Raw genomic sequence first — 25827 nt, 5'->3', positions numbered from 1 at the left:
CAGGGCCCGGCCAGCATCAGGTCATGCGGATCAGACAGATCGGCCAGCCCAGCCTGGTCAGGCGACGATGGCGCGGGTCACCTCAGCCTGCTCGGCCAGCACCTCACCGATCGCCGCCTGGGTGTCGGAGATCTGCGAGACCGCAGCCCCGATCCCGGCGAGCGAGCGGACGACGTCGGCCACGAGGTCCTGGATGGTGGCCACCCGGTGCCTGACGTCGGTGGTCGCCCGGGCGGTCTCGTCGGCGAGGTCCTTGACCTCCTTCGCCACGACGGCGAAGCCGCGCCCTGACTCCCCCGCCCGGGCCGCCTCGATGGCCGCGTTGAGCGCGAGCAGGTTGGTCTGCGCGGCGATCCGGCTGATGACGTCCACGACGTCACCGATCTCGCCGGAGTACTCGCCCAGCCGGGCGACCTCGACATTCGCGGCCTCGGTGAGCCCCTGCCCGCTCGTGGCCACGGCAGTGGCGGCGGTGATGTTGGTGGAGACCTTCTCGATCGAGGTCACCAGCTCGCGCCCGGCGGCGGTCAGGCGCACCGCGGCGTCGATCCGTTCCAGGGCCTGTCCCACGAGGAGCGCGGTGCTGCGCAGCGCCTCGACGCGCCCGGGTGACAGGGTGAGGGTGGAGGTGACGAAGAAGTCCATCGTCCCCACCACCGCGCCGTGCACGAGGATCGGCAGGCACACCCCTGAGCGCACACCGGCGCGCCCCGCCACGGGGGCGCGGACGCAGTCGGTCACCTCGGCGAGGTCGGCGACGAACACCAGGTCCCGTGAGCTCCAGGCCCGCCCCGCGAGCCCGACCCCTTCCTGGAAGGTCGCCGAGCGCGTCACGGCGCGGAAGTCCTCGCCGACGTCGCCGGACTCCTCCGCGAAGCGCAGGACGTCATCGCCGTCCTCGATGATCCAGCAGGACCCGTAGTCCCACCCGAAGTCGGCCCGGATGGTGTCCAGCGCGCGGCGCAGCGCCTGCGAGCGCGACGTCGCGGAGGAGACCACCCGCACGACGTCGCCCACCGCGGCCAGGTCCTGGCTGTCGCGTCTCTGCCCCTCGGCGACGACGGCGCGCTCGAGGGCCTGGGAGACCAGGGTGCCGATGCTGCGCAGGGTCTCTTCCCGCTGCTCGGACAGCACCAGGTGGTCGGTGGTGAAGAAGTCCATCGTCCCGGTGACCTGGCCGTCCTCGACGAGCGGGAAGCAGATGCCCCCACGCACCCCGCTGCGCCGGGCAGCCGGGGCCCGGACGCAGTCGACGAGCTCGGCCAGGTCTGCGACGACGACGAGGTCGCGGGCGGCCCAGGCCCGCCCGGACAGCCCCACTCCTTCGCGGAAGGACGCCGTCCGGGTGACCTCGCGGAACTCGTCCCCGGCGTCCCCGGACTCCTGGGCGAAGACGAGCTCGCGCCGGTCCCCGGCGATCCGCCAGCAGGAGCCGTAGGTCCAGCCGAACCGCTCCCGGACCACCTCGAGCACGCGTTGGATCGCGTCGTGGGAGGAGCCCGCGGTGGAGACCGCCTCGACGACGGCGAGCACCGCGGCGTTGTCGGCGCGCGCCTGGTCGAGGTCGCGGGTGAGGTCTGTGACAGCTGTGCTCGTGCGTCGCCCGAACATGGTGGTCCTCCGGTGTCTCTGGCGCTGCCAGCACAGCTGCCCAGAGCGATCTCTACGGCAGAACGGCCCTCAGAGTACTGGTTGAGCGATCAACCAGCGGGAGCGACGCTCAGGGCGTCGTTCCTGATCACGGCGTCCGCACCGGGCCGTGCAGGCGACGCGCTGCGGCCTCCCAGTGCTCGTCGGCCACCGGCGCCGTCCCGCCGCCGGGGACGTAGCGCCGCAGCTCGACTCCGCGGGCCCCCACCGCGCGCAGCGCCGCGAGGTCTCCGGTGAGCGCACCGACCGCCCGGGCCTGGACCAGGACGTTGCCCAGCGCCGCTCCCTCGACCGGTCCGGCGACCACCGACAGCCCGGTCGCGTCTGCGGTGAGCTGGCACAGCAGCTCGTTGCGCACCCCGCCGCCCACCACGTGCACGACGTCGACCGCTCGCCCGGACAGTTCGCTCGCCTGGCGCACGGCACGGCGGTAGGCCAGCGCGAGGGAGTCGAGGATGCAGCGGACCGTCTCGGCCTGAGACTGCGGCGGGGTCTGCCCGGTGCGCTCGGCAGCCGCGGCGATCCGTGCGGGCATGTCCCCGGGGGCGAGGAACTCCGGGGCGTCGACGTCGACCACCGTGGTCAACGGTGGGACCTGCGCCGCGGCGGCGAGGAGGTCGGGCAGGTCCGCGGGCAGGCCGGCGGCGTTCCATGTGCGGATCGACTCTTGCAGCAACCACAGGCCCATGACGTTGCGCAGGTAGCGCACGGTGCCGTCCACACCGAGCTCGTTGGTGAAGTTCGCTGCGCGGCTGGCCGCGCTGAGCACGGGCTCGGCCAGCTCCAGCCCGACGAGCGACCAGGTGCCGCAGGAGATGTACGCGAAGCTCTCGCTCGTGGCCGGGACCGCGACGACCGCAGAGGCGGTGTCGTGGGAGCCGACGGCGATCACCGGCACCTGCCCGTGGATCCCCGCGGCCTGCGCGACGGCGGGGAGCAGCGTCCCGATGATCTCCCCGGCCTCCACCACGGGAGGCAGCAGCTCGGCGAAGGTGGCCCCGGCGCCGCCGAACGCCCCCTCGAGGCGGTCGAGCAGGGCCGCGGACCAGTCGCGGGCGCGCACGTCGAGCAGGCCGGTGGTCGAGGCGTTGGTCACCTCGGCGACCTGCTCCCCGGTGAGCCAGTACCCGAGCAGGTCCGGGATGAGCAGGAGGGACGCCGCGGCAGCCTTCTGGGCGGATCGGGCTGCCGCGACGAGCTGGAACTCCGTGTTGAACGGCTGGGTCTGCAGGCCGTTGACGGAGTAGTGGTCGGCCGCGTCGATCTGGGCGAAGACGCGGTCAGGGACTCCGGCGGTGCGGGAGTCGCGGTAGTGCACGGGGTTGGCCAGCAGCGTGCCGTCGGCGTCGAGCAGGCCATAGTCCACGGCCCAGGAGTCGATGCCCACCCCGGCCAGGACGTCGCCGCGGGCGTGGATCTCGCGGACGGCGGCGCGCAGGCCGTCGGTGATGCCCTGGTACAGGCGCAGCACGTCCCAGTGCAGCGTCCCGCCCACCTCGACCGGCCCGTTGGGGAACCGGTTGACCTCGTGCAGCTCGACGCGCTGGTCCCCCGGCGCGCCCAGCACGCGACCGACGATCACCCGTCCGCTCGACGCCCCGAGGTCTACGGCCACGAAGGCCGCGCCTGCATCCTGCTCGCTCACTGTCGTCCGTCCTTGGGCGTCGCCGCCCGGTGCGCCGCGCCAGGCGGTGACGGTGGCTTGCGCACCCGGCACCGCCTGAGGCGGCTGGCCTGTCGTTCCCTCACTCGCCTGGTGGCGATCCCCCGTTCAGCAGCGACAGGCTGCGTCTCCCGGCGCCGTCCTCGGTGCCGGGCTGTGACGGCCGGGCGCAGGGCCCGACCAGTGCATGGGCTACCGCAGGAAGGCGGCAGCGACCCCCGAGTCCACCGGGATGTGCAGGCCGGTGGTCTGGGAGAGGTCCGGCCCGGTGAGGGCGAAGACCGCGGCGGCGACGTGCTCAGGGAGCACCTCCCGCTTGAGCAGGGTCCGCTGGGCGTAGTACGCGCCCAGGTCCTGCTCGTCGACGCCGTACACCGCGGCGCGCTTGGCGCCCCAGCCGCCGGCGAAGATCCCCGACCCGCGCACCACGCCGTCGGGGTTGACCCCGTTGACGCGGATGCCGTGCTCACCGAGCTCGGCCGCGAGGAGCCGGACCTGGTGGGCCTGGTCCGCCTTGGTCGCCGAGTAGGCGATGTTGTTGGGACCGGCGAACAGGGAGTTCTTCGAGGCGATGTAGACGATGTCCCCGCCCATCTTCTGGGCGATCATCGCGCGGGCCGCCTCGCGGGCCACGAGGAAGGACCCCTTGGCCATGACGTCGTGCTGCAGGTCCCAGTCCTGGGAGGTGGTCTCCAGCAGCGGCTTGGAGATGGACAGCCCGGCGTTGTTGACCACGAGGTCCACCCCGCCGAAGGCCAGCGCCGCGGCGTCGACCAGGGCGGCGACGTCGTCCTCGTTCGTCACGTCGGCGCGGACGGCGATGGCCACGTCCGGCCCGCCGAGCTCGTCGGCCACGGCCTGCGCGCCCTCGATGTTGAGGTCGGCGATGACCACGCACGCGCCCTCGGCGGCCAGCCGCTCGGCGATCGCCTTCCCGATCCCAGACCCGGCCCCGGTCACCAGCGCGACCCGGGTGGCCAGCGGCTTGGGCGCGGGCATCCGGGCGAGCTTGGCCTCTTCGAGCGCCCAGTACTCGATGCGGAACTTCTCCGCCTCGTCGATCGGGGCGTAGGTGCTGATCGCCTCGGCGCCGCGCATGACGTTGATCGCGTTGACGTAGAACTCCCCCGCCACCCGCGCGGTCTGCTTGGTCTTGCCGAAGGAGAACATCCCGACGCCGGGCACCAGCACGATCGCCGGGTCACCCCCGCGCATGGCCGGGGAGCCGGGGACGGCGTTGCGCTCGTAGTACCCGGCGTAGTCGGCGCGGTAGGCCTCGTGGAGCTCAGCCAGGCGCGCGGTGATCTCGTCGACGCTGGCGGTGGCCGGCAGGTCGACGACGAGGGGCTTGACCTTGGTCCGCAGGAAGTGGTCCGGGCAGCTCGTGCCGAGCTCGGCGAGCGGGGCGAGACGCTCGCGGTACAGGAAGTCCAGCACCACGTCGTCGTCGCAGAAGTGGCCCACCTGGGGTGCGTCGGTCGAGGCGAGCCCGCGGATCACGGGTGCGAGGCGTGCCGCCTTGGCACGGCGGACGTCGTCGGGCAGGGGGGCGTTCTCGGGGACCAGGGCGCCGAAGGGGTGCTGGCCCGCCTCGGCCAGGCGCGCGGTGCGCTCGGCGATGAAGGTCTCGGCGGTGGTGATGATGGCGAGGCTGCGGGCCTCGGCCTCCTCGCTCGTGGTTCCCCAGGCGGTGATCCCGTGTCCACCCAGGATGCACCCGATGGCCTGCGGGTTCGCGGCCTTGATGGCGGCGATGTCCAGGCCGAGCTGGAAGCCGGGCCGGCGCCAGGGCACCCACACCACGGCGTCGCCGAAGCACTGCGCGGTGAGCTCCTCGCCGTCGGCGGCGGTGGCCAGGGCGATCCCGGAGTCGGGGTGCAGGTGGTCCACGTGCGCGGCGTCGACCAGGGCGTGCATCGCCGTGTCGATGGACGGGGCGGCGCCGCCCTTGCCGTGCAGGCAGTAGTCGAAGGCGGCGACCATCTCGTCCTCGCGGTCCACCCCGGGGTAGACGGCGGTGAGGGCGCGCAGGCGGTCCAGGCGCAGCACCGCGAGGTTCTTCTCGGTGAGCGTGCCCAGGTCACCGCCTGAGCCCTTGACCCAGAGCAGGTCGACCGGCTCGCCGGTCACGGGGTCCGTCTCGCTGCCCTTGGCGGAGGTGTTGCCGCCGGCGTAGTTGGTGTTGCGCGGGTCAGCGCCCAGGCGGTTGGAGCGGGCGATGAGGTCCGCGGCCGGCGTGGTTGTGGTCTCGGTCATGTCAGGCTCCCCATCCGGCCTGCGCGCCACCGACGCGCTCGGCCACGATCGTCTCGGTGTAGCCCGAGGCCGCGAAGGCGGCCAGGGGGTCCGGGTGCAGTCCCTGCTCCTCGCGCAGGTCAGCGAGCAGGGCGCGCACGTCGGTGTTGTAGGCGTCCATGAGCGCGCCGTTGGCGGCGAGCACGTCGCCGGAGGTCTGTGCGGCCTCGAGGGCGACGGTGTCCACGAGCAGAGCCTTGGCGGTCGCCTCCTGGATGTTCATCACCGACCGGATCTGGGCGGGGATCTTCGGCTCGATGTTGTGGCACTGGTCGAGCATGAAGTTCACCCCCGAGTCCGGGGCGAGGGCACCGGCCGAGACGATCTCGTGCATGATCCGGAACAGCTGGAACGGGTCCGCCGCCCCGACCATGAGGTCGTCGTCGGCGTAGAAGCGGGAGTTGAAGTCGAAGGCGCCCAAGCGCCCCTGGCGCAGCAGCTGGGCGACGATGAACTCGATGTTGGTGCCCGGGGCGTGGTGCCCGGTGTCCAGCACGACGACGGCCTGCTCGCCCAGGGCGAGGCAGTGCAGCAGCGCGGTGCCCCAGTCCGGGATGTCCATGGAGTAGAAGGCCGGCTCGAAGAACTTGTACTCGATGACGAGGCGGTGCTCGGGGTCGAGGGCGGCGTAGATCTCGGCGAGGGACTCCGCGAGGCGGTCCTGGCGGCCGCGCAGGCTGTCCTGGCCGGGGTAGTTCAGGCCGTCGGGCAGCCAGAGCTTGAGGTCGGTGGAGCCGGTGGCGCGCATGACGTCCAGGCACTGCAGGTGGTGGTCCACGGCCTTCTTGCGCACCACGGCGTCGGGGTGGGTGAGCGAGCCGAGCATGTACTGGTCGTCCTGGAAGAGGTTGGAGTTGATCGCCCCGATGGTCACTCCGTTGTCGCGGGCGTGCGCGGCGAGGGCCTCGTAGTCGTCGACCAGGTCCCACGGGATGTGGAGGGAGACTCGCGGAGCGGCCTGGGTGTATCGATTCACCTGTGCGGCGTCGGAGATCTTCTCAAAGGGGTCACGAGGGACGCCAGCCTGGGCGAAGACCTTGAACCGGGTGCCGGAGTTCCCAAAAGCCCAGGAGGGCAGCTCGATCGTCTGGGACAGAAGGGCTGCGTGCGCCTGCGGGCTCAGCTCGTGTGCTGACATGTGTGCTCTCCACCTCGTTGTGAATCGTTTCAAGAGAACTCTACGGAGCCATCCGCGCCTGGGTCAAGCGCGCTCGGTCGCCAAGCCGGCCGCCGCGAGCTGCCCTTCCAGGTGGAACACCTCGTCCAGGAGCATCATCCCCTCGTCCGGGCGGGCATCGTCAGCGACGAAGAACTCCCCCATCTCGGCCTGCCAGCGGGCGTTGACCTCGGTCAGCGCCATCGCGGCCTGCGCGTCCGCGTAGTCATCGGTCTCCACGAAGCCCACGAGCAGCCCCGTCGGAGACAAGAACAGGCGGTAGTCCGACCATCCGGTGTCTCGCAACGCCTCAAGCATCTCCGGCCAGACGGCGGCATGACGTTCCCGGTACTCGTCCAGACGGTCGGGGCGGACCTGGGAGACAAAACACACGCGGGACATGGGTCCTCCTGGGGGTGGGCTAGCATCTGAGATACTGAGTGAATCGGTTCATTGCGGTTCTGGGACGGTACGGTCACCGCCCCTGACGGGTCAAGCCCCGATAGGATCAGCCCGCGCGGCTCAATGGCGAGTCCGCGCACCTTCCCAGCGAAAGGCCCGACGTGTCCACGACCACCCCTCGCAGACGCAGCTCCATCAGTGACGTCGCTCGCAAGGCCGGAGTCTCCGTCGGAACAGTCTCCAACGTGCTCAACCGCCCCGACCGCGTCTCCCCCACCACCCGCGAACGCGTCGAGGACGCCATCTCCGAGCTCCAGTTCGTGCCCAACGGCTCAGCCCGTCAGCTGCGGGCCGGGACCATCACCACCGTGGGCGCGATCGTCCTGGACATCGGCAACCCCTTCTTCACCGAGGTGGCCCGCGGGATCGAGGACCGCCTCGCCGAGGACGACTACACCCTCATGCTCGCGAGCTCGGATGAGGACCCCGACCGCGAGGCCCGCTACCTCAAGCTCTTCGAGGAGCACGGCGTGCAAGGCGTGCTCGTGGTCCCCTCCGGCGACGACATCGAGCCGCTGCTCGAGCTGCGCGCCCGCGGCGTCAACGTCGTCCTGCTCGACGCGACCTCCCCTGTCCCCGACATCTCCTCCGCCGCGGTCAACGACGTTGTCGGCGGGCAGCTGGCCGGCAGCCACCTCATCGCCGAGGGCCACACCCGCATCGCGTTCATCAACGGTGTGCACACCATCCGCCAGTGCGGGGACCGGTACGCCGGGATGCTGCGCGCCTTCGACTCCGCGGGCCTGGACGCCTCCACCGACCTCGTCGAGGTCACCGCCGCCTCCCTCAACGCCGACGGCGGCGAGGCAGCGATGACGCACCTGCTGGCCACCACGACCGCCGGCGTCGACCGGCCCACCGCGGTGTTCTGCGTGAACGACCTCGTCGCCCTGGGCGTGCAGCGCACGCTGCGCCGAGCCGGGATCGACATGCCGGGCGAGATGGCCGTCGTCGGCTACGACGACGTCAACTTTGCCGGGGAGCTCGCGATCCCGCTCACCTCCGTGCGCCAGCCCACCCACCAGCTCGGCTACCGCGCCGCCGACCTGCTGCTCACCGAGCACCAGCAGGGCGAGCGCTTCCGCCCCGAGCAGGTGCAGTTCCAGCCCGAGCTGGTGGTCCGCGCCTCCAGCAGCGCCTCGGCCGGCTCGTCCGGCAGCTCGTCCGGCAACCCGTCCGGCAGCTCGCCCACCAGCGCGGGCTGAGCGGCGACGGCCGCTCACCGGTCCGCCCGCCGGTCCCCTGTCCAACCAGGCGATATTGAATCGTTCCATCAAGACCTCAAGCCTCTTCATCCCCGCCGACCACCCACCCGTCCTACAGACCGGAGCACACGACGATGTCTGACTCTGCACGTCCCGCACTGCCCTTCGACCCGTACGCCCAGGCTCCCGCGGACGCACCGACCGTCCGCGCCCCCTGGCCGGCCATCGGCCACGACCGCCCCGTCCGCGCGGCGATCATCGGCACCGGCGCTGTCGCCCACCTGCACGCCCAGGCGATCGCCCTCGACCCGCTCGCGGTGACCGTCGCCTGCTCCAACCGCAACGCCGAGCGCCGCACCGCCTTCGCCGACACCTACGACATCCCCGGCCGCTACGAGACCCTCGCCGAGCTCCTCGCCGCCGAGGACGTCGACGTGGTGCACCTGTGCACCCCGCCCGACCTGCACCGCGAGCAGACCCTCCAGGCCGTCGCCGCGGGGGTGCACGTGGTGTGCGAGAAGCCCCCGGCCCTGTCCCTCGCCGAGCTCGACGACATGCAGCAGGCCTGCGACGACGCCGGGCTGGCCTTCGGCATCATCTTCCAGCAGCGCACCGGCACCGGTGCCGCGCACGTGCGCGCCCTCCTCACCTCCGGCGCGCTGGGCCGCCCGCTCCTCGCCCAGTGCGAGACGCTCTGGTACCGCGGGACCGACTACTACGCCGTCGACTGGCGCGGGAGGTGGGCCACCGAGGGCGGGGGCACCACCCTGGGGCACGGCATCCACCAGATGGACCTGCTCGCCCACCTGCTCGGCGACTGGGCTGAGATCAGCGCCCAGACCTGGCGCCTGGACCGCGCGACGGACATGGAGGACGCCTCGACCGCGACCATCCTCTTCGCCAACGGCGTGGTGGCCACGGCCACCTCCTCCACGCTGTGCCCGCGCGAGACGAGCCACGTGCGCATCGACTGCGAGAAGGCGACCATCGAGGTCGAGCACCTCTACGGACACGCCGTCCCGAACTGGCGGATCACCCCTGCCCCGATCGTCGACGCCGCCGAGGCCGCCACCTGGGCCTTCCCCGACCACGACGAGCCGAGCGGGCACATCCCCCTCATCCGCGAGACCTTCCGGGCCCTGCGCGAGGGCACCGTCCTGCCCGACGTCGCCGGATCGGCCCGCCGGCCCCTGGAGATCGTCACCGCCATCTACGCCTCGGCCGACGCCGGCGGTCGCCGGATCAGCGCGGGCGAGCTGCGCGCCGAGGGCCTGCTGGCCACGTCCTTGGAGAGCGCGGTCCGCGACCCGCGGGCCGAGCTCGGGCTGGGTGTCGGCGTCCCGGCCTCCGCATGACGGCAGACCGCGCCCCCGCTGCCGCGCCGCTGTTCCGCGACCCGGTCTTCGACGGCGCGACCGACCCGGTGGTCGTCTTCAACCGTGAGCTCGGCCAGTGGTGGATGTTCTACACCCAGCGCCGCGCCACCGCGCAGGGCCCCGGCGTCGCCTGGGTCCACGGGACGGCCATCGGGGTGGCGGTCAGCGAGGACGGCGGGGGGACCTGGCTCTACCGGGGCACGCTGGACGGGCTGGACGTCGAGTGGGGCACCAACACCTTCTGGGCGCCCGAGGTGGTCTGGGCCCGTGGGGAGTACCACATGTACGTCTCCTACATCCGCGGCGTGCCCACCGAGTGGCCCGGTCACGACCGGGACATCGAGCACTACACCAGCCCGGACCTGGTGACGTGGACCCACGTCAGCCGCCTCGACCTGGGCTCACGCCGGGTGATCGACGCGTGCGTGTTCCCCCTCGCCGCGTCCCTGGGTCCCCGCGCCCCGGCCGGCACCGCGGCCTACCGCATGTGGTTCAAGAACGAGGCGGCCGACTCCCACACCTACGCCGCCGACAGCGACGACCTGGTCACCTGGACGCCGATCGGCCCGGTCCTGACCGGGCGCCCGCACGAAGGGCCCAACGTCTTCGCCCTCGGTGGGTCCTTCTGGATGATCGTCGACGAGTGGCGAGGGCAGCGGGTCTACCGCTCCGACGACCTCACCACCTGGCAGGCCCAAGAAGGTGACGGCCTCATCCTCGACCTCCCCGGAACCCGGGCGCAGGACACGTCGATAGGCCTGCACGCGGACGTCGTGGTTCCTGGGGCGGTGAGCCTGGACACCGTGCCGGTCGATGCTGACCACGCCTACGTCTTCTACTTCACCCACCCCGTCCCCCCACCGGGCGCGCCCCAGACGCCCTTCGGGGAGACCACCTCCGCCGAGCGCCGCTCGTCGGTGCAGGTCGCCGTGCTGCGGGTGGTCGACGGCGTCCTGGTGTGCGACCGCGAGAACGTCCCGGCTCCCCAGCTCGACTAGGAGCGGCGGGAGCCTCGTCCACGACGAGCCCGCCGCGCCCTGCTGGCCGCACGGCTGTTGCTGACGGCACGGTCGTTGCTGGCGGCACGGTCGTTGCTGGCGGCACGGTCGTTGCGGGCCACGCGCAGCGAGGCCACGGCGTACTGCCCGCGCAGGCGAGCCCACAGCGAGCCGTCGGAGGTGATGACCGCGACCGACTCGTCGACCGTCTGCCAGTACCCGGACACCACGGCCTCGCTCGGCACCGTGCCGGAGAACACCGCGGCGTCAGCGTGCTCGGCCAGCGCGGTCGCGGGGATCCGCGGGTAGGCGGCTGCCAGCGTCCGGGCCGTCTCACGACGGGTGGCGTCGTGCGGCGGAGGCGTGCCGTGGTCCCGGGCGGTGTCGAGCACCTCGTCCCAGCCGCCGCTGATCCGGCGGACCGGGTCGGCGGCGTGCTGGCGACGCCGGCGACGGCGCCGCTTGGCCATCCCCACCAGCATCAGCGGCACCAGCACCAGCAGGAGCGGCAGCGAGACGGCGGCCGTGATCGCCACGATCCGGCCCATGTCCGTGCCCGTCTGGGTCTCCTCCTCGTTCGCCTCGACGTTGGGCTCTTCGATGTCGTCCTTCGGCGGCACGACCGGGTCGGCCGGCGGCGGCGGGGGCTGGACCACCTGCGGCTGCGGGTCCTTCTCGACCGGGTCCTCGTTGTCCTGCGGGGTCTGGTTGGTGGGCGGCGTCGGGTAGTAGGGCACCCAGCCGACTCCGGCGTAGTTGACCTCGACCCAGGCCAGGACGTCGTCGCCGGTGAAGGTGATGGACTCCGCGCCCTGGTCCTCCTCGGCGGGGACGAAGCCGATGACCACCCGGGCCGGCAGGCCCTGCTGGCCGGCCATGAGCGCCATCGCCGAGGCGTACTGCTCGGCGTCGCCGACCATGATCTCCCCACCGAGCAGCTCGGTGATGCGGCTCGCGCCGTGCCCGGACAAGGAGGGATAGTCCCCCGACGCCTCGATGCCGTGGCTGAAGAAGCCGGTCTCGTGCAGATAGGTCTCCAGGGCGCGGGCCACCAGCGCGGCGCTCGTGGCGGAGGCCGTGACCTCGGAGGACCGGGTCGCCGCGATGTCTGGCACGCCTCGGGGTGCGGGGACCACGACGTCGCCGGGCCTGGCCGAGCCGATCTCCTCGTCCGAGGGCACGACCGGCACGATCCCCTCCAGGGTGTACCGCTGCCCTTCGTCCAGCCCGGTGCTCAGCACCGCCGTGCCGGTCGAGTCGTTGAAGCGGAAGGCCGTGCGTGCGCTGTTGCGGTCGTCGCCGTCGAAGGTGATCTCGGTGGTCTGGCCCACCGTGGGCAGCCACACCCCGTCCAGGGCGTGCACCTCGACGTCGATGCTCACCGGGCGCCCGTCGAGCGAGGTGGGGATGGTGTCGCCCACGGTGCGGAAGGAGCCGGACGCAGCCGGCTCGCCGTCGCCCAGGACGTTCCACACGACGCCGTCGAAGCTGTCCATTGTCGCCAGGCGCACCACGTCGCCCTCCGCCAGCCCGCGCACCGTGAGCAGGTCGGTGTCCTTGGTCTCCTTGATGAAGGCCCGGTAAGCCGCGAGCGGGCTCGGGTGCTCACGCGGGTCGAAGGGCGGCACGACGACGCTGCGCAGCACGAACCGCGGCACGTCCCCGGCCACGACCGGCGCCACCAGGACACCGCCGCCGACCGCCAGGATGGCGAGCACGGCGAGCGAGGCGACCCGCCGCGGCTTCCACTGCCCGCGCCGCCATGCTGCCCACACCAGGAGCAGGACGGTCATCGACGCACCGATCACGGTGGCGAGCATGCGCTCGACGGTGCCGAAGAGGATCGACAGCACGAGCACCGTGGCCGGGATGGCCGGGGCGACCAGCAGCCGCACCGCGCGGGGCCCCGCAGCGGCGGCCGCCCGCGTCCCACGGGAACGCCGGCCCGCCTGGGCGACCGGCCCGGCCGCCACCAGCGCGGCGCAGACCACCGCGACGAGCCCCAGCACGTACGGCATGACGAGAGAGTTTCCCGTGGAACCGAGCGGCGGCTCGAGGGTGAGCACCTGCTTCCAGGACGTCACCACCCCTCGCGCCAGCCCCACCAGCGAGTCGAGGCTGGGCAGCACCCCGCCCACGGTGGTGGTCGGTACCGCGAGCGGACCTCCACCGACGAGGAAGGCGACCATGGTCGCGGCGATCGTGGTGAGCACCGGCCAGCGCCGCAGCACGGCCAGGGCAGCCACGACCGCACCGAGGAGCACCCCGCCGACGATCGCCGGGATCGCGGCGGCGGGTGAGAAGACCGGGATGAGCGGCAGGAGAGCCAGGAGCACTGCGACCGCCATGACGGCGACGTCGACGAGCTGGCTCGCGCGGGCGCGGCGCCCGTCCGGCGCGGTGAGCGTCCGGGGGGTCGTCGGCACGGCGCTCGTGCGGGTGCGGGTGCCGGTCACGGTGCCACCAGCCGTCGCAACAGCCGGGGCAGGTCACCGAGCTCGCCGAGGGTCGCCACCGACAGCGAGCCCTGGGTCCGCAGGCCGATCTCGGACCCCGGGTCGCACTGGATGAACACCGTGCGCACCCCGGCCGGGATGGCGGAGGCGGACCGGCGCAGGGCGGCCGCGCTCGGCACCGACCCGGTGACGAGGATGGCCATGGAGGCGCTGGGCACGGCGCGCGCCACGCGCTGGGCGAGGTCGACGCCGTCGGGCACGACCGTGGTCTCGATGGCGGAGCAGTCGTCGAGCAGCAGCCGGGGGCTGCGGGTGCGCAGCTCGGAGGTCGAGGTCAGCGCCGTGAGCTCGAGGTCGTCCCGGATGAGCTGCAGGCCGATCGAGGCGAAGGCGCTCACCGCCAGCTCGAGCTCGGGGTCGCTCGCGAAGTCGCGGGTCTCGTTCGAGACCGTCAGCGCGGTGTGCGTGCGCCGGGTGTCCTCGAACTGACGCACCATCAGCGTGCCGGTGCGGGCGCTGGTGCGCCAGTGGATGTTGCGGCGGTCGTCGCCGGGGATGTACTCGCGCAGCGCGTGGAAGGACATGTCGTTGTCGGAGATGGTGCGGGTGGCCTGGCCCTCCAGGTCACGCAGCAGCCCCGCCCGGGTGCCTTCGAGGGAGACCGTGGCGGGGTGGACGTACAGTTCGACCGGGTCGGTCCAGCGCATGGCGCGGCGGGCCACCCCGAGCGGGTCGGCGCGCACCGAGCGCACCGGGCCGACGATGACCACAGCCCGCTGGGCGGTCGGGATGGCGTAGATCTCCTCGTGCACCGCGGAGGCGGCCATGCTCGGCAGCGCGAAGCTCGCGGACCCGACGCCGACGGGCAGCTCGATGTGCGCGGGCAGCAGCCGGCGTCGGCCGACGTTGCGCACCTCGATGCGCCCCATGGCGCGCTGACCGACCGTGACGAAGTGGTCGGCCAGGTCCACGTCGACGGCGTAGCTGGACCGTCCGACGGTCATGGCCACGGACACGAGAAAGGTGATGAGCAGGACGCAGCCGGCCACCACGAGCTCGGCCCAGCCGTAGTGCCGGCCCACCAGGAGCGCAGCGGCTCCGGTCAGCAGCACGGCCCAGCCCAGCCCGGAGAGCCCACCCGTGCGGGCACGGGCGGTCTGCGCGACGGCGCGCGCACGGGTCACCGCCCAGGCTCTCCGGTCGAGCGGGGCGTCGGCTGCAGCAGTCATCTCAGGCGACCCGCTCCGAGGGCGGCGGCGTCACGGACATGATCCGCTCGATGATCTCCTCCTGGGTCACCCCGGAGAACTCCGCCTCGACGTCGAGGACGAGGCGGTGGGAGAGCACGGCGACCGCGAGGTCCTTGACGTCGTCGGGGATGACGTAGGCGCGGCCCTGGGCGGCGGCCCAGACCTTGGCGCAGCGCACGAGGGCGAGGCAGCCGCGCACGCTCACACCGAGGCGGGTCTCGGCGTCGGTGCGGGTCGCCTCGGCGAGGCGGGAGATGTACTCGTTGATCGACCCGTCGACGTAGACCGTCGCGGCGATGTCTGCCATGTCCGCGATGGCGGCCGAGGTGATGATGTGCGCGAGGTTCGCGGTGCGGTCGCGGTCGGCCGCACCGGCGAGGATCTGCACGGTCGAGGCGTGGTCGGGGTACCCCAGGGAGGTCTTGATGAGGAAGCGGTCGAGCTGGGCCTCGGGCAGCTTGTACGTGCCGGCCTGCTCGATCGGGTTCTGGGTGGCGATCACCATGAACGGGCGGCCCACCGGGTGCGTGACCCCGTCCACGGTCACCCGGGACTCCTCCATGACCTCCAGCAGCGCGGACTGCGTCTTGGGCGAGGCGCGGTTGATCTCGTCGGCGAGGACGACCGAGGCGAAGATCGGGCCCTTGTGGAACTCGAAGGCCGTGGTCTTCTGGTCGTAGATGGTCACGCCGGTGACGTCGGAGGGCAGCAGGTCCGGGGTGAACTGGATGCGGTTGTGCGTCCCGTCGACCGTCGCGGCGAGGGCCTTGGCCAGCATCGTCTTGCCGGTGCCCGGGGCGTCCTCCAGGAGGATGTGCCCCTCAGCGAGCATCGCGGTGAGCGCCAGGCGCACCACGTGCGTCTTGCCCAGGACGGCCTGTCCGACGTTCTCGACGAGGGTGGCGAAGGTCTGGGCGAACCAGACCGACTGCTCCGGGGTCATGGTCGCCTGGGCGGTCACGGGCTGCTGTGTCATCGGGTGGGCTGCTTTCTGTGGAGGCTGTGGGAGTCGGGGTGGCTGGGCGTCGAGGTGGTGGTCAGCCACCGCCGGGACCTGCCGGGTCCGGGGTGGGTGTGGGTGTGGGCACCGCAGGCGCGTAGGCCGCCGAGGTCTCTCCGACCGCTCCGGCCCCCACGCTGTTGACCGCCCTGACCTGGACTCGGTACGTGCCCGCCGCAGTCACGGTGACGGTCGTCCGCCGGGTGTTGACCTCGTTGGGTGCCGCCGCCGTCCAGGCCGGGTCCGCCCCGGGCAGGAACACGCGGAACTCATAGCCGGTGATCGAGGTCCCCGGGCTGGCCGGGGCGTTCCAGGTGAACGAGACCACGCCGTCGCCGGACACGCCCTCGACCGTGACCGCGGGCGCCTCGGGTGCTTGAGGCTGGAAGGGCGACCCTGACGCCGCACCCTCCGTGCTCCACCCGACGGCGTTGCGCGCCTGGACCTCGACGGTCACCCCGGTCAGCGGGGAGTCGACGTCCGCGGACGTGGCGTTGGTCTCCTGCCACGCACCGCCGTTCACGCGGAAGCGGTACCTGTTGAGGTCGGCGCCTCCGGTATCCGCGACGCTCCACGACACCGCGACCCGGGAGTAGTTCCCGGCGATCCGGTTGATCGCGACCACCGGTGCGATCGGCACGGTCCGCGGGGTCGCGCTGGACAGGGTGGTCGTCTCGCCGCAGTCTCCGCGGGTGTTGCAGGCACGCACCGTCGGCGCAGCGCTCATCTGGCCGCCAGGCAGGTTGCCGACGGTCACCGTCGTCACGTTCCCGACGTTGACGCCACCCAGCTCGTAGTGGCTGATCCCCACGCCCTGCCCGCCGGTCTCGGCCGGGGCGGACCACGAGTAGGTCACCGACCCGTTGTTGAAGGTCGCGCCGTCCTGGGCCGTCGTGGGACGGGCCCCGGGTGCACCGGGCGGGGAGAAGGACGCCGCGGTGACCTCACCGGCGGGTCCCCATCCGGTGCCGCCACCGGCGCCGTTGAACGCCGAGACACGGAAGGTGTAGTCGACGCCCTTGGTGACGTTGGACAGGCTCCATGCGAGCTGGTCGGCGCCGACCGTCTGCTCCGAGACGAGGGACGCACCGGCGTAGGCGGCGACCCTGTAGCTCTTGATGGGCGCGCCGTTCGGCGGCGCGGCGGTCCAGCGGATGTTGATGTACGTCCCCAGCGCCGAGGAGGAGGTGCCGTCCACGGACACGGTCGGAGCCCCGGGCAGCCCTGCGGGGACGGCGGTGTCGGACGGGCGGCTCCACGGTCCTCCTTCGGGCGGGGTCGCACCGTTGTGCGCGCGGACCTGCGCGGTGTAGGCCGTCCCGTTGTCCAGCCCGGTGAAGGCCGCCGTCGTGGCGTTGACCACCCTCGTCTGCCCGTTCGACAGCATGACGGTGTACTGCGTGATGGGCGTGCCCTGGTTCGCCGGGGCGGCCCAGCTCACGGTGACCTGACGGTCGCCGGCGACCAGCGTCGGCGCGCCGGGTACGTCGGGGACGGCGTCGGGCGTGGCCTTGGCGCTCGGGGCGGACTCCGCGGACCAGCCCACGGCGTTCTGGGCGGACACGGTGAAGGTGTAGTCGGTGCCGTTGGTCAGGCCCGTCACGGTGCAGGTGGTCGTCGCGCACAGGGTGGTCTGGCCACCGTTGCGGGTGAGCCGGTAGCCGGTGATCGGGGCACCGTTGTTGACCGGCGCGTCCCAGGACAGCACGACCGTCTGGCTCGTCACGTCACCCACCCGCGGGGCGGTCGGCGCAGCGGGCTTGTCCCGCACGTTGACGGTGATGAGGCCTTCGACCTCACGCAGCGGGTCGTTGGTCGCGTCCCGCAGCCGGTAGCGGACCGTCAGCGCGCCGACGAAGCCCTCCGCAGGCCGGACCACGACCGAGGACCCGGACACCGCGGCGGTCCCGGTGCCCGCGGTGACCTGGGCTCCCGTGACCGTGAGCGGCTGTCCGGGGAAGGGGTTGGAGGAGCCGGTGAGCACGTCGACCCGGGTCTCGTCGCCCGCGCTGCCCAGGATGGTGAACGGGCTGGCCGTGGCCAGCACCCGGCCGCTGGCGGTGACCCGGAAGGGCACCTCGACCTGCATGGACCCTGAGCGGCCGTAACCGAGGATGAGCGGCATGGACCCGACGGTCCCGCGGGGGGTGTCCGCAGCCACCGACACGCTGAGCCTGGTGCCGTCGAGGGAGACGGAGAAGCCCGCCGTCGCGGAACCGCCCGCCCGGAAGGTGTAGGTCTGCTCGGCGTCGGCGCCCTGGGGGCCCTTGGTGTAGGCGAGCAGGTTGACCGTGGTGGCTGCGTCTCCCTGACCCACGTCCAGGGTGGTGGGGGTGAAGGTGGGCGGGTAGTCGTCCTCGGTGAAGACGGTGATCGGCAGGGTGAGGGTGGCGCGGCGGCCGCTGGAGTCGTCGCGGGAGGCGCCGTCGGTCACCTGGAAGGTGATCGAGGCAGGCCCGGCGTACCCGGGGGCCGAGACGTAGCGCAGCGTGACGTCGTCGACGATGAGATCGCTGCCGTCCGAGCGGGTCGCGCTGACCTGCCCGGCGGCCCCGATCCGGGCGGTCTTGCCCGTCCCGACCTGGACGAACTCGGCGATGGGGATGGTCAGCTCGGCCCCCGAGGCCACGCGGAGCTCGCGGGTCTTGGGGCGCAGCACCGGCGGGAAGTCGCCCAGCGCCGGGACGGAGATGAAGGCGTAGGCCTTGACGCCGCCAGCCTCGGGCCGGGTGTTGGTCAGCAGGTAGGGGATGGTCTGGGCGCGGTCGGTCAGCGTCACCAGGACACCGCCGGAGGCGGTGACCGAGGCGACCGAGGCGTGCGAGGACGGCACCGACACCGCGAGGTCGCTCAACGGCCCGGAGGGGTTCTCCGCCACCGCGAGCACGTTGACCTCGACCGTCGACTTGTCCACGACCTCGAGCGGGGCGACCGTCACGTCGCGGGCGACGGGCGCGGAGATCACCGCGTTCTCCACGATGTAGAGGGTCAGCACAGCCGAGGCGCGCCCTCCCCGGGAGTTGGTCACCGTGTAGACGATGCTGATCGGGTCGGTGACGGTGTCCGGGCTCTCCACGACGATGCGCCGCCCGTCCACCCGGGCCACGATGCCCGCAGGCACCTCGAGGTCCGGGGAGAGGGTGAGCTCCTCCCCCGACGGGTCCACGTCGTTGCGCAGCACCCGCACCTCCACGCGCTGGCCGGGCTGCACGGTGACCTCGTCGTTGCGCGCCACGATGGGCATGGCGTCGCCCGGGCGAGCGGCGATGCCCACCCGGATGGTCGCCAGGGACCGCTGCCCCACCCAGTCCTCGACGGCGTAGGTGAAGGTGTCCGTGCCCGCCTCGCCGGGGAAGGCCTCGTACTCGATCCAGTCCGCGCCGACCGCGACCACGCGGCCCTTGGTCGGTGCGGTGTCCCCCTGGCCGAGCAGCGTCACGCCGTCGCCGTCGGGATCGATGCCGGTCAGCGGCACCGGGATGCGCACGGTCTCCCCGGAGAAGGTCCGGGCCGTGAGGTCCTTGGGGCGCGGAGGTGCCTTGCTCTCCGGCGCGGAGGAGTGCACGGAGATGGTCACCGAGCCGGAGCCGATGTTGCCGAAGCTGTCCTGCACGCTGAACACGGCGCGCACGGTCATGGGCGACGAGGGCGCCTGGTAGCGCAGGGTGTCACCGGAGACGAAGAGCAGACCCTCGCCGTCGGCGAGAGGTTCGGGCAGCTCCGGCACCATGGTCATGGTGTCGCCGTCCGCGTCGAAGGCCGCGGCGAGCGCCGGGATGGTCACCACGCCGCCGGTGCGCACCGAGACGTCGAGGTCGTGGACGACGGGTGCGCGCTGCTGGGCGGAGGGCTGCACGGGCACCACGAGGATCTCTCCGCGGGCCTCGGCCACGCCGTTGGAGATCACGTAGCTGACCGTCTCGGGGGCGGTCAGCGTGAGCCGCGAGGTGATGCGGACCAGACGGTGCTCGAGCACCGCGACCTGCAGCGAGGAGCCGTCCTGGGGGGTCAAGGAGGTGAGCACGAGCACCCCGCCGCCCGGGTCGACGTCGTTGACCAGCGGGTCGATCGTCACCTCGCCGCCCGAGGGCAGCAGGGCGATGTCTCGCACGGCGACCGGCGGGAGGGGTTCGCTGGGCCGCTCGCGCACGTCGATGCGCGCCAGGCCGGTCGTCTGCTGCGGTGCGGCCACCACGGAGAAGCTCACGTAGTACGTGCCCGGGTTGGTGGCCAGGAAGACGAACCGGCCGTCGTCGAGGTGCGGGGTGATGGTCGTGCCGGCGACCTCCTCGACCGAGGCCAGGCGCGCGGGCTCGCGGGAGGCGCTGTGCACCGAGGCCAGGACGTCGACCTCGACCGGGGAGCCCACGTAGGTCACCGCGTGCACCGGGTCGATGGTCGGCGGCAGCGAGCCGGCGGCGCGCACGTCCACCGTCATGGTCCCGGCCACCTGCGCGGTGCCGTCGCTCACCACGAGCTGGAGGGTCTGGCGGCCGAGCTGGTCGCCCTCGGCGATGAAGGTGACGACGCCGTCCTGGCGGGCACGGGCCGTCCCGGTCCCGTCCGTGGTCGCCGAGACGAGGACGAGGTCGTCCCCGTCCGGGTCCATGAAGTTGGCCAGCGCGTCGTACTCGAGGGAGGCGCCCTGCTCCACCTCGGCGGCGCCGGTGCGCACCTGGACCGGGTCGTTGTTCTCGGAGGCGTCGCGGGCGGTCAGGGTCACCGTCGCGGTGGACGGCGGGTTCTGGCCTCGGCCGTCGGTGATCGTGTAGGTGAAGGTCGCGGTGCCCTGGGCGTCGGGGGCCACGACGATCTGCAGCGCACGCCCGCCGTAGATGGACTCGATGCTGCCGAACTCGGGCGGGATCGCGTCGAACTCGGAGATCGCGATGATGCCGCACTCCCCCGCGGTGTCGTTGCCCAGCACGTCAAGGATGGCTGTGCGCCCCGGGCGCACGCCGATCTCGTCGTCGGAGGCGCCGGGGGGCAGCGACTGGTCGGTGCACTGGGACAGCAGCTGCTGGGTGGTGTCGAGCTGGTCGGACTCGTCCTGACGGTCCTCGGGCTCTTCCTGCTGCTGGATGTCGTCCCAGTTGGGGTTCTGCACCTGGGGCAGGTCGTCGGGCAGCCACATGCGCCCGGTCGCGGTGTCGTTGAGGACGATGACCGAGCGGTTCACCCGGAACACCAGGGTCGTCGACGCGGTCAGCTCCGCCAGGTCGTCGATCTCGGGCTGGCCGTCGGTGCACTCGCGGACGTAGTTCCTCGTCGGCGACGCCCAGGCGCCGTAGATGCAGGCCCCGAGCGCGACGGGGCGGGCCGGCGCACCGTTGCCGGTGGTCTCGATGGCCGACGAGCTGCCCTTGCGCAGGTCGACCTTGAGCAGCCGGGTGGTGGTCGCAGCGAGCACGACGCCGCTGTCCGGTCCGGTCTGCTGCAGCACCAGGGATCCCCCCTGGTCAGCGAGGTCGCGGGTCCAGTCCTCGCCGTAGAGCCGGGAGCCGGCACGCATGACAAGGGTGTCGCCGACGGCGGTGACCTCGTCGGGCACGACCCCAACGGCGTCCTTGAGCACGCCGGCCTCGGTGGTCTGCACGCCGTCCGCGGTGGTCTCCACCCGGTGCACGGCGCCGTCGGCGGGGTCCACGGCGAGCACCGCACCGTCGGTGGTGACCACGGCGCGCGCGCCGCCGCCGAGATCGAGGTCCGGGTCGGTCGCGGCGTCGATGGACTCCAGGGCTGCGACCTCACGGACCCACACCTTCCCGTCCGGGGCGACCACCGCGACGACGCCGTCGCGCATGGAGACCTGGGACTGGGCGGGGATCTCCGCCTGGGTCGTGAGCGTCACCGAGGCAGGGTCGACGACGGAGAGCTTGGTGGGTTCGCTGAGCAGCACCGTCTGGGCGTCCTGCAGCACGTCGAAGCCGGGGTCGGTCGCGATGAGGCCAGCGTTGAGCTCTTGGACCTTCGCGTTGTAGCGGCCGAGCTTGAGTCCTTGCGCGTTGGTGACCCACACCGCGCCGTCGTTGAGGTCGACCTCGGCGATCTTCACCCCGGGGTTGATGATCGCCAGGACCGCGAGCACGGCGGGCACGGTGATGCCGGCCACCACGGCCGACGCCGAGCGGACCTTGTCCCTGCGGGTCTCCCCCGTGAAGAACCTCATCGGCTGCAGCCCTGCACCGGTGTGGTCGAGGCGCGTCCGTCCGAGCGGACCAGGGAGACCTCGATGCACACCTCGTCGTCCTCGGGCGGGAGGTCGACCACGACCGAGGTGGCGTCCACCTTCTCCGCCCGGGAGGTCTGACCGGCCGCCACGACCTTCCACAGGTAGCTGTCGCCCTCGACGGGGTCGGAGTTGGTCCACGTGAAACGCGCGGTGCCGTCACCCAGGTTGGTGCCGGTCAGCTGGGCGGGGGCCGGGACCGTGGTCCCTCCCACGAGGGTGGGTGCCGCCGTCGCGGTGGTGGTCGGCGTCGTCTCGGCGTCCTCCGCCCCGGCGCCCAGCGCCAGGTAGCCCACCCATCCCAGGGCCGCGACCACGACGACGGCGCTGGCCACCGTGGCGAGGGTGCGCCGGGTGGAGCGCGACGCCGGTTCGGCGGTCTCGGTGTCCGCGGGCTGGGGGTAGTGACGGGCGTGGCGCTCGCTCTGCGAGGGCGAGAACGCCTGCGCAGCCGGCTGGCCCGGGTAGGACTGGGCAGGGAAGGCCTGCGCCGGGTACCCGTGCTGGGGCAACCCAGAAGGCTGGCCGTAGCCGCCGGGTGCGGTGGGCTGAGCGTGACCGGGCTGGGCAGAGCCCGGGTGTGCGGAGCCAGGCTGCCCGGGACCAGGCTGGGCGGCGCCCGGGTGGCCGGGAGCCTGGGGGTAGCCCTGGGCGTAGCCCTGCGGCTCGCTGCCGCCCGGGTACCCCGGGGCGGGCTGGGGAGCGGGGCCGGCAGGGCCCGTGGTGGCTGCCCCGTCGGTGCCGGCGGGAGCGCCGACCACCGCCGCGGCGTGGCCGGCGCCGTCGTGCCCGGAGGCGTGGCGCCCGGAACCGGCACCGGTCGCAGCCGGGGCAACCTGGGCGTTGATCGTGGTGATCGGGCGCAGGCGGGTGGCGTTGTCGTCCACCTCGGCCGCGTGCTGGGCGGCTGCGGCGCTGGCCGCGGCGGCACCGAGCGGGTCGATGCTCACGACCGGACGCAACCGGGTCGCCTGGTCGGCCGGGTGCGCGCTGTCAGACCAGCTGCCCGAGCCGGACGCCGCCCCGCCCGGGCCGGGCACGAGGTCGGGCCGCGGCACGACGACCTCGGGCAAGGAGTCCTGGGACAGGTCGATGCTCGTGACCGGCAGCTGCATGCTGCGCTCGACGGTCTGCAGCGCGTGCGCAAAGGCCAGCGCGCTGAGGAAACGGCGCTCGGGATCCTTGGACATCGCCCGGGCGAGCACCGCGGCCAGGCCTGCGGGGACGTCCTCACGATCGATCGGCGGCAGCGGGGCCCGCTCGATCCGGGAGAGCAGGTCAGCGGGGGTGTTGGGCTTGCCGGGGATCTCGAAGGGAGACCGTCCGGCCAGCAGCGAGTACACCGTCGCGCCGAGGGAGTACACGTCGCCGCGGGCGTCGCCCGTCGGGTGCTCGCTGAGCAGCTCCGGGGCCGACCACGGGATGGACATGCCGGTGGCCGCCATCGACGAGCCGAGGGTGGCGGCGATCCCGAAGTCGGTCAGGGCCGGCCAGCCGAAGTCCGTGGCGAGGATGTTCGCCGGCTTGATGTCGCGGTGCAAGATCCCCAGGTGGTGCGCCGCCTCGACGGCCGAGGCGACCCGGATCCCGGTGCGCAGCACCTCCGCGACGGTGAACCGCTCCATCCGGTACCGGGTGCCGAACCCCGGCCGCGAGCAGTACTCCATGACGAGGTAGGGGCGGCCGTCCGCGGCGATGTCAGCGTGATAGACGGTGACGATGGAGGGGTGGTGGGAGAGCTGGGCCATGACGTTGGCCTCGGCGAAGAACGCCTCCCGGGCTTCCTGCTCGATGGATCCGCTGAGCAGCACCTTGACCGCCACGGAGCGGCGCGGGAGCTCCTGGCGGTACTCGAAGACGTCGGCGAAGCCGCCCATGCCGAGCAGCCGGACGTACTCGAAGCCGGGGATCCGGGGCGGGAGGGAGGGCTGGCGGCGGGTGCTCACGCGTCACTCTCCAGGGCGAAGGTCACGCCGTCTCCGAGGTCGACGACGGCGTGCGGGCCGAGCGGGGTCGGCTCGCCCGAGCGCAGGCGCCGCGGGGGCATGCCGGGTTCCACGAGGAACATCCCGTTGGTCGAGTTGAGGTCGGTGACCAGCACGTCTTCTCCGTCCACGCGCACCTGGGCGTGGGTGCGGGAGATGTCCTGGTTGGGGCTGACCACCGTGACCAGGCGCGGCAGGTCCCGGGCGGCCACGCGGGAGACCACCGGGGCGCGCCCGATGAGCACCGCACGGTCGAGCGGGACCGAGAGTCCGGAGGACATGCGGATCCGGGGCACCCGAGCCGGGACCGGGGGCACGGCGAAGGGGCCCGGGATCTCGTCCTGGGGCCAGCTCGGCATCTGCCGGCGGATCTCCACCAGGCTGGTGCTGAGCACGGTGCTGCCGTACGGGTCGTCGTCGTCATCGCTGCGGTCGCTGCCACCGTCGCTGCCGTCGATGCCGACGCTGCTGGCGGCGTCCGGGGCGGGCGGCGGTGGCGGCGGTCCCGGGGACGCGACGGGCACCGCGGCGGCCATCGCCGGGACAGGAGACGGTGCCGGGGACGGAGCCGGAGTTGGAGTTGGAGTTGGTGCCGGTGCCGGTGCCGGCGCCGGAGTCGGCTCCACCGGGACCGGGGGGATCATCCGGGCCGGCTCGGGCGGCAGCGCCCGGCGCGCGACCGGGGCCCGCATCGGCGCCGCGAAGGCGGACGCCCGGCCTGCGGCCGCACCAGACACCTCACGCTGACCTGACGGCGTCGGCGCGGCGACCTCGCCGTCGCGCAGCCGCACCTCCACGCTGGAGGCCTGCACGACGGCGGCCAGCGCCGGCATCCGCACGGTGCGCCCGGTCGGGACGAGAGGCGCGGGCACCGCGACGGTGAGCGCGGCGGCGTCGGGCACGTTGATCTCTGCCCACGTGGCCACGTGGGTCGCGGTGTGCTCCTGGGTGCCCTGGTCGTCGGTGATGAGCAGGCGCACGTCGCCGCGCAGGAACCCGCGCACGTGCCCGTGCACCACGGAGACCAGCGCGAAGGGCGGCAGCCCGACGAGACCGCCGCGGGCCAGCGCGGTGAGGGAGTGCGTGAGGTCGTCGCTCTCGCGGAGCGCGTCCCAGACTTGGGCCAGCTTGGACTCCGAGATCGTGGGCGGCAGCAGCGCGACGGCGCCGTCGGTCACCACGGCGTACCAGTCACCGGAGACGTACATGGGGATGATCATGCGATCGCCCCCCGCACCCGCGGCTGGGTGATCCCGTGCGTCTGCTCGTCCCACTCCGTCGCCAGCCCGTCCAGGCCGCGCTGGTCACCGTCTGCACCATCAGTGCCGTCAGTGCCGTCGGTGCCGTCGGCGCCGCCGTGGCTCTGGGTCCGGTCCCCGATGAGCTCGTGCCAGACGATCGCGACGTCCACGACCACGACGCTCACGTTGTCCCGGCCGCCGGCCTCCAGGGCCGCCGCGACAAGAGCCTCCGCGGCCTCCTGGGCGTCGGTCTCGGTGCGCAGGATCTCCTGGATCTGGGCGTCGGACAGCTCGTCGGTGAGACCGTCGGAGCAGATGAGCAGCCGGTCGTCACGGGTGGCCGGGATCATCCAGTAGTCCGGCTCGGAGGCAGAGTCGGTGGCCAGCGCGCGGGTGACCACGTGACGGTCCGCGTGCACGGAGGCCTCGTCGGCGCTCAGCGTGCCGGCCTCGAGGAGCTCCTGGACCACCGAGTGGTCGACCGTCACCTGGACGAGGTCGCCGTCGACCATCCGGTACACCCGGGAGTCGCCCATGTTGAAGACCAGCCAGTACGCGGCGTCGTCGTGCCTGGCGATCGCGGCGCCGGCCACGGTCGCGCCGGCGCTGCGCCCGGCGAGCACCTCGCGCATGCGCGCGGCCGCGCGCTGGAAGCAGCCCTGCAGGTCCTCGATCGTCACGGAGGGGCGGCCCACCAGGACCGAGCACTCCTCCACCACGAGCCTGCTGGCGACGTCACCGGCGTCGTGCCCACCCATGCCGTCGGCGACGAGGAAGATCGGGGCCAGGGCCACCAGGGCGTCCTCGTTGAGGGTGCGCACCCTCCCGGTGTCTGTGGCCGAGCCCCATGCCGCGTACATG

The 25827-nt window shown here is 72.7% G+C and carries 15 protein-coding genes; 3 read left to right on the top strand and 12 right to left on the bottom strand.

Annotated elements, in window-relative coordinates; all coding sequences use genetic code 11:
* Nucleotides 1–57: 57 nt before the first annotated feature.
* The 5 genes from SS2_RS18105 to SS2_RS03920 form a co-directional block, all read right to left on the bottom strand.
* On the bottom strand, nt 58–1611 hold the full coding sequence (locus tag SS2_RS18105; protein WP_066461273.1) for a GAF domain-containing protein: 1554 nt from the start codon (nt 1609–1611) through the stop codon (nt 58–60).
* Nucleotides 1612–1738: 127 nt separating this feature from the next.
* Nucleotides 1739–3295 (bottom strand): rhamnulokinase, encoded by a 1557-nt coding sequence (locus SS2_RS03935; protein ID WP_066461271.1) that lies wholly within the window; start codon nt 3293–3295, stop codon nt 1739–1741.
* A 210-nt stretch (nt 3296–3505) separates the two neighbouring features.
* Nucleotides 3506–5569 carry a bifunctional rhamnulose-1-phosphate aldolase/short-chain dehydrogenase gene (locus SS2_RS03930; protein ID WP_066461270.1) on the bottom strand — a complete coding sequence of 688 codons (2064 nt, stop codon included), beginning with the start codon at nt 5567–5569 and terminating at the stop codon, nt 3506–3508.
* A 1-nt stretch (nt 5570) separates the two neighbouring features.
* Nucleotides 5571–6746 (bottom strand): L-rhamnose isomerase, encoded by a 1176-nt coding sequence (rhaI, locus tag SS2_RS03925; protein WP_066461269.1) that lies wholly within the window; start codon nt 6744–6746, stop codon nt 5571–5573.
* 63 nt (nt 6747–6809) lie between these two features.
* Nucleotides 6810–7166 (bottom strand): L-rhamnose mutarotase, encoded by a 357-nt coding sequence (locus SS2_RS03920; protein ID WP_066461265.1) that lies wholly within the window; start codon nt 7164–7166, stop codon nt 6810–6812.
* A 161-nt stretch (nt 7167–7327) separates the two neighbouring features.
* On the opposite strand from SS2_RS03920, the gene SS2_RS03915 reads away from it, so the two are divergent.
* The 3 genes from SS2_RS03915 to SS2_RS03905 all read left to right on the top strand — a co-directional run bounded on the left by SS2_RS03915 (nt 7328) and on the right by SS2_RS03905 (nt 10805).
* Nucleotides 7328–8431 (top strand): LacI family DNA-binding transcriptional regulator, encoded by a 1104-nt coding sequence (locus tag SS2_RS03915; RefSeq protein ID WP_066461263.1) that lies wholly within the window; start codon nt 7328–7330, stop codon nt 8429–8431.
* A gap of 134 nt (nt 8432–8565) precedes the next feature.
* A complete protein-coding gene (locus SS2_RS03910; RefSeq protein ID WP_066461260.1) occupies nt 8566–9786 on the top strand; it encodes a Gfo/Idh/MocA family protein in 1221 nt (406 codons plus the stop codon).
* The gene (locus SS2_RS03905; RefSeq protein ID WP_066461258.1) at nt 9783–10805 is read left to right on the top strand and encodes a glycoside hydrolase family protein; all 1023 of its coding nucleotides are present in this window, start codon (nt 9783–9785) and stop codon (nt 10803–10805) included. Before SS2_RS03910 ends, SS2_RS03905 begins: the two co-directional genes overlap by 4 nt.
* Here the strand turns inward: SS2_RS03905 and SS2_RS03900 are convergent.
* The 7 genes from SS2_RS03900 to SS2_RS03870 form a co-directional block, all read right to left on the bottom strand.
* A complete protein-coding gene (locus SS2_RS03900; RefSeq protein WP_066461256.1) occupies nt 10802–13261 on the bottom strand; it encodes a transglutaminase TgpA family protein in 2460 nt (819 codons plus the stop codon). The genes SS2_RS03905 and SS2_RS03900 overlap by 4 nt on opposite strands.
* Complete coding sequence (locus SS2_RS03895) at nt 13258–14490, bottom strand: DUF58 domain-containing protein (RefSeq protein WP_083941713.1); 1233 nt, start codon at nt 14488–14490, stop codon at nt 13258–13260. The genes SS2_RS03900 and SS2_RS03895 overlap by 4 nt, the downstream gene beginning before the upstream one ends.
* A 1-nt stretch (nt 14491) precedes the next feature.
* Complete coding sequence (locus SS2_RS03890) at nt 14492–15487, bottom strand: AAA family ATPase (protein WP_066461255.1); 996 nt, start codon at nt 15485–15487, stop codon at nt 14492–14494.
* Between the two features lie 61 nt (nt 15488–15548).
* A complete protein-coding gene (locus SS2_RS03885; protein WP_083941745.1) occupies nt 15549–21680 on the bottom strand; it encodes an Ig-like domain-containing protein in 6132 nt (2043 codons plus the stop codon).
* Complete coding sequence (locus SS2_RS17735; RefSeq protein WP_066461252.1) at nt 21677–23686, bottom strand: serine/threonine-protein kinase; 2010 nt, start codon at nt 23684–23686, stop codon at nt 21677–21679. The genes SS2_RS03885 and SS2_RS17735 overlap by 4 nt, the downstream gene beginning before the upstream one ends.
* Nucleotides 23683–24945, bottom strand: coding sequence for an FHA domain-containing protein (locus SS2_RS03875; RefSeq protein ID WP_157607180.1), 1263 nt, complete (start codon nt 24943–24945; stop codon nt 23683–23685). Before SS2_RS03875 ends, SS2_RS17735 begins: the two co-directional genes overlap by 4 nt.
* The gene (locus SS2_RS03870; protein WP_066461247.1) at nt 24942–25826 is read right to left on the bottom strand and encodes a PP2C family protein-serine/threonine phosphatase; all 885 of its coding nucleotides are present in this window, start codon (nt 25824–25826) and stop codon (nt 24942–24944) included. Before SS2_RS03870 ends, SS2_RS03875 begins: the two co-directional genes overlap by 4 nt.
* Nucleotide 25827 lies beyond the last annotated feature (1 nt).

The sequence above is a fragment of the Sanguibacter suarezii NBRC 16159 genome (genome assembly GCF_001552735.1).
Lineage (GTDB): Bacteria > Actinomycetota > Actinomycetes > Actinomycetales > Cellulomonadaceae > Sanguibacter > Sanguibacter suarezii.
Note: the sequence above shows the minus strand (reverse complement) of the source record. Positions and strands in the feature narration are given on the sequence as shown.